The following is an 11,010-nucleotide window of genomic DNA, read 5'->3' on the forward strand; positions in this document are numbered from 1 at the left end:
ACTCTATCTTTTTTGAGGCGATTTGTCTAGGATTGCCGGGCTGTCTGGTTTTCAGGCAACCTGTCACCCCGTCAGAAAAATGCTTGGGAATACAAAAGAAGGGGTCATATTTACTCATACTTAGGGGAAAAACAGAAAGCGATCGCAGATTATACCCAAGCTATTAATCTGATCCCTAATAGTTCTGAATTATACGAAGACCGGGGTAATATCTACTTAGAGTTAGGGGAACAACAGAAGGCGATCGCAGATTATACCCAAGCTATTAAGCTTAGCCATAAGTTTTATTCTGTCCAATTTTCCGCCTACTACCAACGGGGTATAGCATACTCAGACTTAGGGGAAAAACAAAAGGCAATACAGGATTTTCAGAAAGCTATCGCCGATGAGACCCAAGGCATTCAGAATCCTTATGCAAAGGGTAGTGCCTACTACAAACGGGGTTTAGTTTACTCATACTTAGGGGAAAAACAGAAGGCGATCGCCGATTATACCCAAGCTATTCAGATTGATCCTGATTATGATTATGCCTACTACGACCGGGGTATAGCCTACTCAGACTTAGGGGAAAAACAGAAGGCAATAGAGGATTTTCAGAAAGCTGCTGAACTGTTTAAGGAAGAATTAAACCAACAGTGGTATCAAAAGTCACTTAACAAAATTAATGAATTACAGTAGTTATTAATTCAGACGAGGAGGGAAAACGCACTAATATTTTCTTACATCTCACTCTGTTCTACCTGAAATCTTGCACCATTATCAAAAAGCTTTGAGAAACCGGGTTTCTGACCGATAAATATAGGTTTAGATGCAGAGTTTATGCCAGAAACCCGGTTTCTGCCACAGGTGCAAGCTCTCTGTTCTACCCAACCTACCCGCTCTTGAAACCTCTCAATCGGAATCCCCCAACTCAACCCCTCCATCTCCCTAAAAACCCCCTCCGAAGGCACACTTCCATCCACAAACATAAACACCTCAATACCCGCCAAAGGATATTTCAACCGCCCATTAACCCCCACCAACCTCCCCCGACTATCCAACACCGGCCCGCCACTCATCCCCTCTGCAATATCATTCGTATATCCCAACTGATATCCCTCCAAAAACGACTTTTCCGGCAACATTCCCACCCTACCCGCCGTCAACCGAAACGCCTTTAAACCCCAACTCCGAGTATCCTCAATCGCCTGAGCATTCAACCAATGCCAATTCGGAAACCCCGCCGCAAAAACCCCATCCCCCACAGATAGTTTAGGGGAATTTCCCATCTCCACCACTCGATAAGATTCTGGACTAGAAAACTGCACCAAAGCTAAATCTAACTTACCAAACTGAGATAAACCCAACTTAGCCTGATGGGTTTTTCCATCCGCCGTCAATATGCTATAATTGTGATGATTTTTCGCAACTACATGATGATTAGTTAACACAGTATAAACTTGCCCTTCCCGCTGAATAATTACCCCAGAACCTGCTCCCGAATCTGATATAATTCTTACTGTCACCTGACTAGCAATTTCGGTTAGTTGCGGGTTAATTTCCTGAGAAATGGCAGCCAATGGAATGCTTACAGGCTCAGGCGTTTCTCGCACAAAACCAAAAGATATGCCTGTTATTAAGAGTGAAATTGCTAGGATTTGCCGCCGATTCACAAGTATTACGCGCTGATTTGGATAACTAAGTAGGTGCAAATAAACTTTGCTATGTAACAGAATATAAAGCTATTATAACCTCTGCGATTGCTTTCCTACCCTACCCCTCACCCAACCCCGACGGGGAACGGGAACGCATCAAGGCGAACGGATCGCTCCGAAGAGAGCTTCACTTCGTTTGACTCGCAATGAAATACTTATGTATTTTCCCACTTATCTACTTAGCTGCTTGAATATTCAAAACTCTCCCTTACTTCAAAAATTAGTCTAATGGACTTGCTATTTTTCGTAATTCTTTCATTTGTTCTACTTTTAGTTAGTGCCATCAAAGGTTATTTTGTCGTTTATCCGTTGCTAGCTTCTCTGGCAATTTTTACGATCATTTTGTCAAACAGGGGATTCCCACTAAACAGCTTAATTAAAATGGCTGTTGCTGGAAGTCAAAAATCTTTTTCAGTAATCAGTATTTTACTTTTGATTGGAGCAGTAATGGCTGTCTGGATGGCGGCGGGCACGGTTCCGGTTCTCGTATATTGGGGAATTAAATTGATTAGCCCTCAGTATTTTATATTTTGGGCGTTTATCTTAACTAGCATTGTTTCTGTGCTGCTGGGAACTTCCTTTGGCGCTGCGAGCACGATCGGCATTGCTTTAACGATCGCAGCCAAGGACAGCGGTGTCAATCCCAATACGATCGCCGGGGCAATTATTGCCGGAGCTTATTTTGGCGATCGGTGTTCTCCCATGTCTTCTAGCGCAAATTTGATTGCCGCCATTACCCGCACAGATATTTATACGAACCTCAAAAATATGACTGTAACAGCTTTCTTACCGCTGATAGTTTCCAGCATCTTGTATTTTATTTTATCCTTGGCAAATCCCGTTCAAATTGCTGGCAATAACCTGGCTTTTGAAATTAGCAAAGCCTTCAATCTTAACTGGATAACTTGGCTGCCAGCCTTGACAATTTTAATCCTTTGTCTGTTGCGAGTAGAAGTCAAAATTGCAATGGCTGTTAGTGTAATTGCCGGAAGTGCGATCGGCATTTTCGTCCAAGGTTATTCGCCGATCGACATTCTGCAATTCGCGCTCACCGGATTTAAGTTAGAATCAAGTTCTACTTTAAAAGATATTGTGGTGGGAGGAGGCATTTTGTCGATGGTCAAAGTTTCAACAGTTGTGATTGTATCGACAGCATTTGCCGGCATTTTTTCGGGGACAAGAACGCTAGATTTTCTTCAAGTTTATCTCAACAAAGCTCGATCGAGAGGCGATTTATTTTTGGCAACGACCGCCATCAGCATTTTGTCAGCCGCCTTTGGCTGCACCCAAACTATTGCGATCCTCCTGACTCATCAGCTCGTTGAAGAGAAATACCGAAAAGACGGATTAGATGATTATCAACTCGCTGTTGACTTGGAAAATACCGCTGTTGTGATTTCTCCCTTAATTCCTTGGAATATTGCCGGATTAGTGCCTGCAACTGTCTTGGGTGTCAATTCAGATTTTATCCCTTATGCCTTTTATTTGTATCTCATTCCCTTATTTAACTTAATTCAAATGAAATTAGCTAAACCACCTCAAAAAAATCAACCCAACTAAATGAACAATAAAATGTCAATGGGTTATTCTTTGGCAGTAGTGGCGACGGTTATTTGGGCGGGTAACTTCATCGTTGCTAGAGCTTTTAATCAGGATATTTTGCCAGTAGGTCTAGCTTTCTGGCGATGGGCGATTGCTGTGGCAACTTTGGCTCCATTCACCGTGCGGGCGGCAGTTTCCGACTGGAAATTGATTAAAAAACATCTCCGTTACTTAACTGTATCGGCGCTATTAGGCGTGACTGCTTTTAACACTCTAATCTACATTGCCGGTCACACAACCTTGGCGGTGAACATGGCGTTAATTGCGACTTCTTCTCCGGTTTTTATTGTACTTATGTCTCGTCTGTTTTACGGAGAACGTATCTCGTTAACGCGCGCCGCAGGCATTGCGATCGCAATCAGCGGTGTTGTACTGTTAATCGCGGGAGGCTCGTTAGAAAGGCTGCTGAGCATTTCGTTAGAAAGGCTGCTGAGCATTTCGTTTGCGATCGGCGATTTGTATATGCTGTTGGCATCTATCATCTTTGCTGGCTACACGATGCTAGTAAAGCGCAAGCCGCCCAACCTGCGGATGACAACATTCACTTTATGCACTTTTAGCTTGGGGCTGCTGTTTTTATCGCCCTTCTATGCCCTGGAATGTTGGATTTATCACCCTGTGGCGTTCAATCCTTCGATCGCCCTAGCGTTACTTTATGTGGGGGTTCTTTCGTCGGTGGTGGCGTTTCTAGCATGGAATCAGGCGATCGCCCTCATTGGCCCGAACCGCACGGCCTTAATCTATTACTTGATTCCGGTTTTTAGCGGTATTGCTGCGCGGCTCTTTTTAGGTGAAGCGATTTCTTGGGTGCATATTTTTAGTACGTTGGCGATCGTCTGCGGCATTATTATTACTAACCGCACTGAGTCACAATGAAATTATTAGCGATCGGCAATGGGCGGGATTTGATAACTTCCGTCACTAGAAACTTAACGATAATTATTTAACTGGGCATGACATCAATCCCCTCCCAGTCAAGATTCCTTCACAACTCCGGTTCAATTCCAGCCGATCGCAATTGAGCCCGCAACTGCTCTAACTCTTGTTGGGCCCGATTTGCTCTTTGCTGTGCTACATCAGCCCTCTGCTGTTCTACATCAGCCCTTTCAGAGCCCGCCAACAGCAAATTACCTTCACTATCCCACCAGCGCAACCAAGGCAATTCCATATTTTGATACCTTCCCTGCCAAATTCCCAATTCAACACCCAACGGTTCAATCGGATAATGGCCGCGCTCATTTGCAGCAACCAATCGATAGCTATTTTCCATCAGAGCATAAACTTCAACACTCGCGTTGCTCACTTCATAAATAGCATAAAATCCCGCATGAATCACATTTTCATAAATCCAGAATTTACCCGGTTTAGTTTCCTGTTTACCAGTTCGCAGTAAAGGCGTTCTGTCCCGTTCCTCCGCCCCATTCCCCGATACAAATTCTAACACAATTAACGGTGCAATCAATTCTTGCCACATCACATAAGAACGGCGCAATTGACCGTCAAGCGTTGGCGGGACATTGGGCACATAAAACCAGTCCGGTGCTTCTGCACCCCGTTCTAGCGGGTCAGTTAATCGCCAATAAATGCCGCTGTCTTGACCGATACAATAGTTCGCATCTGGATGAATTCTTTCGAGGACAGGAGTAATGGAATCCGTTAACAGAATGCTTTGGGGATGTTCTTGAAAATTTTTCACAAAAGTACCGTCGGATTCTGGTAGCTGAGTGTGGTCTGGCCAGCCTGTAGGGTTGTTTTCTACATCGAGGGTAAATTTCATAGTATTTTGGAAATTGGGAATTGGTAATGGGTAATTGGTAAGCTCTAATCTAACTTAAATACCCCCTTGATTCTTTAGTCCGCTCTTAATTATTGAGTCCGCGTCGGCGGACGAAAGTTTGACTAGAGACGCGGTTGAAACCGCCTACTTATTTCGACTAGAGACGCGGTTGAAACCGCCTACTTTGGCAGCGGTGCCAAGACTTTCTCAGCATGACTCGCAGCCACGGCCGTAAATAAAGCTTCGTAATGATTCAAAGCTTCCTCAAATCCGTAATTCTCCACAGCATAATTTCTGCCTTGCTCGCCCAACGCATCCACCTTAGCAGGGTGCAAGTACAAATCCTCAACTGCATCTGCCAAAGCCTGCGGATCTTCCGGCGCTACCACCACCCCGCCACCGCTTTGCTGCACTGCTTTATGGGCCGTACCAGTTTCTGGAACCGAAGCCAAAATTGCCCGGCCGCTGGCGAGAATTACTTGAATTTTTGAAGGCATATTGAAGTTAGTAACGCGGCGCTTTTGTACGACTAAACTAACATCGGCAGCAGCTAACAATTCCGGCAATTTTTCTCGCGGTTCAAATGGCAGCAGCATGACGTTAGTAGCTTTGTAAGTTTCGCAATCTTTTTGCAAGCGCGCCAGTGCTGTTGATTCCCCCACAATTACAAAAGCGATTTCGGGTATGTGTTTCAAACGGGCCGCTGCTTGGACAACTGTTTGCAAGCCTTGAGTGAGGGCAATATTGCCCGCGTAGAGAACGACAAATTTGCCTTTGAGTTTGTGGGTTTCTCTAAATGAGTTATTTTCCTTGGGTAAGGGGCGAATGAAATTGACATCAACCCAATTGGGAACGCAAACTATTTTTTCCGGGGGTACTCCTTGAGAGTGCAATTTGTTGACAAAACCGCTGTCGATGACGCTGACTTGGCTGGCTGTGCAGTAGGCCAATTTTTCTAAGGCGTCAGCAATGCGAACTAGCAGTCCGTTTTTTTTGACCAAGCCGACGCGCACGGCTGCTTCTGAGACGATATCCTGAACGTTGAGGACGATCGGGCAAGCGCGAATCCAGCCGTAAAAGGCGACTGGGACGCAAATCGGTAAAGGGGGCATTGTCGAGAAAATTACGTCGGGACGCCAGCCGCTGAAGGCTTGGACGGCGCTGGAGGCGACAAAACTGCCGTCTAGCAGGAGTCGGTCTAGGAGTGTAGGGTGGGGGCCGTTGACGCGCAGGTAGCTGCGCTGAATTGTAACGCCGTTCTGTTCTTCGGTGAGGTAGAATTTGCCCCGATATTGTTCATAAATCCGGCGCTGGGGATAGTTGGGCATTCCTGTAACGACTCGGACTTGGTGGCCGCGTTTGACTAGGCCTTGCGCTAGTTCTGTCATCAGGGGGGCAATGCCGATCGGCTCTGGATAGTAGTTATAGGAATAAATTAGAATACGCATCATATTTAGTTTGAAGCAAATTGTCCTGCCGCACGCTTCGAGCCTGCACCCGGGCAAATTGCAGAGGATGCGCTTGGGTTCCGGGGAGCATCTCAGGGGGCGGCGCTGGGATATTTCACTCTTTGCGAAAGAATCCGCCCAGCCCCCTAGCGGGCATCGTGCCATCAGGTAAGGTTTTTACGCATTACCAGGCAGTTGCGGCGATCGTCGGTACGGATATAGCGAAGCTCGTCTGTGAGCTTGTACATGAACACCAGTCCCCTTTCTCCTTCTCTGTCCAAGGGATCGCGCTGCTCTTGCATGATCGAGTGCAGCTTGGCTTCCAGGTTGAAGGGTTGACCCCTGTCCCAAATCCTAATTTCTAAGTAATCTGCAAACACTTTTACCTCAATGTCGATCGGCGTCGCGGGGGGCAAGTTCTGGTGAGCGTGGCGGACAGCGTTTGTAAAGCCTTCGTTGATTATCAGCCGGCACTGCCACCAGAAATCCCCTGGCAGCAGCGGTAAAACGATATTCTCCAACCATTCCAAAACGGATGTTAAAGCCTCCAGGTCTGTTTCAACCTGAAGGTGCGACTCGGCCTTTGGTTGCTTGTCTTTCATCTTTCTTCCCCCTGGTCGGTTCCCACCACCGCTGTACTCGGCGCCGGTGGGAGAGGAAAAGGAGGGCAAGGTCTTGGCAACATATTAGTTAAGTCAAGCTTGAGTTGAAGAAGCCCGTTTTGCCTCAAGGTGAGCATTCCTTTCGCACCATTTACTCGCACAGGAAATGAGAGACTTCCGATACTGTAACCCGCCTCGGTAGGGCGTTTAAATAGGGAAAATTCACGCTGGCAGCTTGCGGGGAGTGATTTGAGCTTTGACCGTGTTAGCAGTCGGTACTTTTCTAAACACAGGTGAGTTATGGTCGTCCTCGAAAACCATGCTGGCGTTATTCGAGTACGACCTCGAACTGGCAAATTGCTAATTAATGCTCCGATCGCAGAGCTGCCAACTAGCTGCCCATTTTCTTAGGTGTGAATTTTAACACTTAATACTAACGTAGGTATCGCTACCGATCGCCTGCTTGAGTAAGTATCGAGTTCGAGTTCCCGCCGCCCGTCGGCAACAGCACCTGGAAGTTCAAGGGTGAGTGGTTGAGGACTTCTATACAGCGCCGCTATTTTTGTTAAACAGGACTGTTACGGTTTTAACAATTAGTTTCAAGTCATACATCAGGCTCCAGTTTTGTTGGTATTTTAAATCTAAACGGATGACATCTTCAAAATCGCGGACTTGAGAGCGACCGTTGACTTGCCATTCGCCGGTCATCCCGGGTTTGACATCCAAACGCTGCCACTGAGGGACTTCGTAGCGCTCTACTTCGTCTGGGGTAGGCGGTCTGGTGCCGACTAGACTCATTTCGCCTTTGAGCACGTTCCAAAACTGCGGCAGTTCGTCGAGACTGGTTTTGCGCAAGATGCGCCCGACTTTGGTAATCCGGGGGTCGTTATCATTTTTGAAAAACGCGCCGGAAGCTTGGTTTTTGATTTGTGCTTTCATAGCTTCGGCGTTGGTACACATCGATCGAAATTTCCAAATCTGAAATGTTTTCCCCATCCAGCCGCAGCGGGTTTGCGCAAAAAATATCGGGCCCGGATCGTTGATAGTGATGGCTGCGGCTATGGGTACGAGCAAAATTCCTGTAATCATCAAACCGACTATTGCCCCAACGATGTCTATCAGCCGTTTCACCCACGATTGCACTGAGGGATGGGTCATCGGTAGCTGATTGTCCGATCGGTGGGTCTCTGTGGGAGTTGAGGTTGCAGAGGGCTGCTCGATCGTCAGCACTTGATCTAGGCTGGTGAGAGCAAATACTGCCATCACCTGCGGCTTGAGGCTGCGGAGCACCAAGTCGCTTTCGCGCTGTTTGGCAAATTTCAGATTGCTGACTAGAGCACCGATCCCGCTACTGTCGATGAATGTCGTCTGACTGAAGTCTAGGACAATTTTGCTGGGAACGGTGCTTCCAGAGAAAAGTTGCTGGCAGGTTGTCTTGAAGTTTACGGCTTCAAGTACGCTCAAGCGCACGGGTATGTGAACTGAGGGAATCTCGTCCAAGTATGTAACCCGAAAATCTGCCTCTGGGGTGTGACTGACCATGAAGTCCTGGTTTCAAATTTCAAACGGATGTCTTTAGCCTATTCTGTCCTAGCAGCTCCACCTTTACCAAATATTGTTGTTAACAAAGGCTAGCTTTATACAAACTTTACAAAAACTGCTGAAAACTCTGTCGCCGATCGCGATATCAAAGGCTAGGGTAAACTTGAATCTACCATTCCAAGTTTTGGCGGAAAGATTTTTGAACACAGCCGCTGCCAAACTTTGACATAGGAATCAAGATTTTTGTGGATTCAAGCCGATTAATCTTGTCGTTTAACAGGGAAGTCAACAGTTAACCGTAACCGTTAACTTGAAAACCCCCGTACCAAGCGTCGGGGATGAGATCAAGAATTGTAGACGTTTTCTGACTGGGAGGTTTCGCGGGTGATGGGTTTGACTTTGGCTTTGGCTTTGGCGGCGTTGCGTTTCAGGGCCTGGAGACGAGCTTCGTATTTAGCCCGCTGCTGTTTTTTGGAGGTTTGCTCGATTAAGGTTTTTAAGGCGCTGCCGAGGCTTTTGTAGGCGTTTGGGAGAGTGTAGCCGAAGCGGGTGGCTAGGGCTAGGGCTTTTTCGTCAGCGTCTACTGCTTCTTTTAAACTTTTCTCTCCGTTGTTTTTTTGGAAAAGTCTCCAGCCGGAGACGCCGCACAGGGATAGGGCCAGTACCAGCAGCAAGCCGTCTTGCACCCAAAGTTCGCCGACGGCGCCGCCTAAACCAATGGCGAGGGCTGCCATTTCCCAACCGTCTCTGGGGATGGTGTCGTTTTGGATTCTGGCGACTTCGTGCCAAAATAGGAGGTTGCGCTGATCCATTGCTAGCTGTTCCCAGCGGATCAGGTCTATTTGGATTTCTACCTGGTCTTTGCCTATTTCTTCGCTGCGGATCAGGGTAGGATTAACTTCTATTGTTTTTTCTACTGTTACCCAACTTTGGAGTTCTGGGGGCAGTATGTTTTTCAAGCGCCGGATCTCACTCATCTCGGCTCTTGCTGTAGAGGTTGCATAGGATGTCATAGCTCCGGCCTATTGATTTTCCAAAGGTTAATATGTGTCTATTTCTGGAGTATAGCAAACCTTGAATCAAAATCTAGTCTAGCAACCGGGGTCGATCGACCTTTTGGCAATCTTAGTTGATTTTACTCCGGGCGGGGCGATCGCAACTGCGCGAGCGATCGTTTCCTTTGGACTATTTCATCAACTGTTCGATTTCCTGCCGCAATTTCGACCAAGCCGACCAAACTTCAGGCTTAGAAGTTATGCCTTTTTGAACTAAAACCACTCCCTCCAATACTTCAGCAATTCCGCAACCACCGACCCGCAGAGCTTCGTCTGTAAAACACACTCCCCCCCGAACTCTACCTCTATCAACGGGAACTTTTAAATTGTTCTGCTGCAACTGCCACAAATCTAACAGCGCATAATCGATATCGACTACTTTTTCCTCTTCATCTTTCATCTGCATCACCTCTAAACGGATGAGGTTTCGGCGGCCCGAAAGGTGGGAAACTATATAACCCCTGGTGGAAACGCTAGCATCTTGGGGAATCAAACTTAAAACTTTTTTAACATTAGCTGCGTGTCCGAGTTGAGCCGGCAAAGATTGATAAACCCAAGGTTGAAAAGAATAATAAGAAATAAAATACAAAGCTCGACCAGGATTGGAAGTGTAGGTAAGTACGATCGACAAACCAATACACCCAATCCAGAAGCGGTGGAAACTTGGTTTAAATTTGTCTTGATGCTGCGACCACCAGAGTATCGACAATCTAGATGCTGCCAGCATCTGGACAAAACAAACCCTCATACTGCCGCCTGAACCTTTTACCTCATAAGGTTGTAATTGTCAATGGTAAATTATTTAGTTAACAAATTGCCGGAGTATTTTCAACCGGCTATTGCGCTCCGAAAAAAACGCATTATTAGCTTTTTACTAGCATTTTTCCTAACCTTCATCACTTATCAAGTAATCTTAGAAATCATCACAGTACAAATTCCGATTTTCGGCTTTCACGATATAGTTGACCTTCAGAATCCCTGGGAAATACCGCCACAGCGCAGAGACTTTCCCGGCGACTACAGCCAGCAAAATTTGGAACCTTTTTTAGATTGATGCGATTGGCATCTCGTACAGATGGTTGGATTAAATTAATTTGGTCAGCATCTCCTGTACCTTGGATTTTTCAATTTGATTATTTGAAGTATTTGTTTATTGTGATTCCCGGTACTATTGTCGGGGATTTGCTTTGTCGGTGGATACAGTATTCTTCCCCCTGACGGGGTGACAGGTTGCCTGAAAACCAGACAGCCCGGCAATCCTAGACAAATCGCCTCAAAAAAGATAGAGTA

The 11,010-nt window shown here is 46.4% G+C and carries 12 protein-coding genes; 5 read left to right on the forward strand and 7 right to left on the reverse strand.

Annotated elements, in window-relative coordinates; all coding sequences use genetic code 11:
• The first annotated feature begins 60 nt into the window (after positions 1-60).
• On the forward strand, positions 61-678 hold the full coding sequence (locus QUB70_RS32810; protein ID WP_442927851.1) for a tetratricopeptide repeat protein: 618 nt from the start codon (positions 61-63) through the stop codon (positions 676-678).
• Positions 679-719: 41 nt separating this feature from the next.
• Here the strand turns inward: QUB70_RS32810 and QUB70_RS29350 are convergent, their stop codons facing one another.
• Entirely contained in the window at positions 720-1,652 is a 933-nt protein-coding gene (locus QUB70_RS29350) for a S1 family peptidase (RefSeq protein WP_332985165.1), read from the reverse strand.
• Between the two features lie 423 nt (positions 1,653-2,075).
• Here QUB70_RS29350 and QUB70_RS29355 point away from each other — a divergent pair, with 423 nt between their 5' ends.
• Together QUB70_RS29355 and QUB70_RS29360 are read left to right on the forward strand one after the other, a co-directional pair.
• Positions 2,076-3,254: a Na+/H+ antiporter NhaC family protein gene (locus QUB70_RS29355; RefSeq protein WP_332985167.1), complete on the forward strand. Its 1,179-nt coding sequence runs from the start codon at positions 2,076-2,078 to the stop codon at positions 3,252-3,254.
• Entirely contained in the window at positions 3,255-4,172 is a 918-nt protein-coding gene (locus QUB70_RS29360) for a DMT family transporter (RefSeq protein ID WP_332985169.1), read from the forward strand. It begins immediately after the preceding gene.
• A 109-nt stretch (positions 4,173-4,281) separates the two neighbouring features.
• On the opposite strand, the gene QUB70_RS29365 is transcribed toward QUB70_RS29360, so the two are convergent.
• The 6 genes from QUB70_RS29365 to QUB70_RS29390 form a co-directional block, all read right to left on the reverse strand.
• Entirely contained in the window at positions 4,282-5,073 is a 792-nt protein-coding gene (locus tag QUB70_RS29365; protein WP_332985171.1) for a Uma2 family endonuclease, read from the reverse strand.
• A 179-nt stretch (positions 5,074-5,252) separates the two neighbouring features.
• Positions 5,253-6,521, reverse strand: coding sequence for a WcaI family glycosyltransferase (locus tag QUB70_RS29370; RefSeq protein ID WP_332985184.1), 1,269 nt, complete (start codon positions 6,519-6,521; stop codon positions 5,253-5,255).
• 164 nt (positions 6,522-6,685) lie between these two features.
• Entirely contained in the window at positions 6,686-7,123 is a 438-nt protein-coding gene (locus QUB70_RS29375; RefSeq protein ID WP_332985173.1) for an ATP-binding protein, read from the reverse strand.
• Positions 7,124-7,666: 543 nt separating this feature from the next.
• On the reverse strand, positions 7,667-8,665 hold the full coding sequence (locus QUB70_RS29380; protein ID WP_332985174.1) for an exopolysaccharide biosynthesis polyprenyl glycosylphosphotransferase: 999 nt from the start codon (positions 8,663-8,665) through the stop codon (positions 7,667-7,669).
• A gap of 344 nt (positions 8,666-9,009) precedes the next feature.
• The gene (locus tag QUB70_RS29385) at positions 9,010-9,678 is read right to left on the reverse strand and encodes a DUF3318 domain-containing protein (RefSeq protein ID WP_332985176.1); all 669 of its coding nucleotides are present in this window, start codon (positions 9,676-9,678) and stop codon (positions 9,010-9,012) included.
• A gap of 172 nt (positions 9,679-9,850) precedes the next feature.
• Complete coding sequence (locus QUB70_RS29390; protein ID WP_332985178.1) at positions 9,851-10,447, reverse strand: DUF2079 domain-containing protein; 597 nt, start codon at positions 10,445-10,447, stop codon at positions 9,851-9,853.
• Between the two features lie 63 nt (positions 10,448-10,510).
• Here QUB70_RS29390 and QUB70_RS29395 point away from each other — a divergent pair, with 63 nt between their 5' ends.
• Together QUB70_RS29395 and QUB70_RS29400 are read left to right on the forward strand one after the other, a co-directional pair.
• Complete coding sequence (locus QUB70_RS29395) at positions 10,511-10,774, forward strand: hypothetical protein (protein ID WP_332985180.1); 264 nt, start codon at positions 10,511-10,513, stop codon at positions 10,772-10,774.
• Positions 10,774-10,938, forward strand: coding sequence for a DUF5009 domain-containing protein (locus QUB70_RS29400; RefSeq protein ID WP_332985183.1), 165 nt, complete (start codon positions 10,774-10,776; stop codon positions 10,936-10,938). The genes QUB70_RS29395 and QUB70_RS29400 overlap by 1 nt, the downstream gene beginning before the upstream one ends.
• Positions 10,939-11,010 lie beyond the last annotated feature (72 nt).

Source organism: Microcoleus sp. A003_D6, assembly GCF_036702825.1.
Lineage (GTDB): Bacteria > Cyanobacteriota > Cyanobacteriia > Cyanobacteriales > Microcoleaceae > Microcoleus.

What these genes read in the sequence shown, in the direction of transcription:
- QUB70_RS29355 (WP_332985167.1), top strand. Translation starts at nt 2,076, where the DNA reads ATGGCTGTTGCTGGAAGTCAAAAATCTTTTTCAGTAATCAGTATTTTA.
- QUB70_RS29360 (WP_332985169.1), top strand. Translation starts at nt 3,255, where the DNA reads ATGAACAATAAAATGTCAATGGGTTATTCTTTGGCAGTAGTGGCGACG.
- QUB70_RS29365 (WP_332985171.1), bottom strand. Translation starts at nt 5,073, where the DNA reads ATGAAATTTACCCTCGATGTAGAAAACAACCCTACAGGCTGGCCAGAC.
- QUB70_RS29370 (WP_332985184.1), bottom strand. Translation starts at nt 6,521, where the DNA reads ATGCGTATTCTAATTTATTCCTATAACTACTATCCAGAGCCGATCGGC.
- QUB70_RS29375 (WP_332985173.1), bottom strand. Translation starts at nt 7,123, where the DNA reads ATGAAAGACAAGCAACCAAAGGCCGAGTCGCACCTTCAGGTTGAAACA.
- QUB70_RS29380 (WP_332985174.1), bottom strand. Translation starts at nt 8,665, where the DNA reads ATGGTCAGTCACACCCCAGAGGCAGATTTTCGGGTTACATACTTGGAC.
- QUB70_RS29385 (WP_332985176.1), bottom strand. Translation starts at nt 9,678, where the DNA reads ATGACATCCTATGCAACCTCTACAGCAAGAGCCGAGATGAGTGAGATC.
- QUB70_RS29390 (WP_332985178.1), bottom strand. Translation starts at nt 10,447, where the DNA reads ATGCTGGCAGCATCTAGATTGTCGATACTCTGGTGGTCGCAGCATCAA.
- QUB70_RS29395 (WP_332985180.1), top strand. Translation starts at nt 10,511, where the DNA reads ATGGTAAATTATTTAGTTAACAAATTGCCGGAGTATTTTCAACCGGCT.
- QUB70_RS29400 (WP_332985183.1), top strand. Translation starts at nt 10,774, where the DNA reads ATGCGATTGGCATCTCGTACAGATGGTTGGATTAAATTAATTTGGTCA.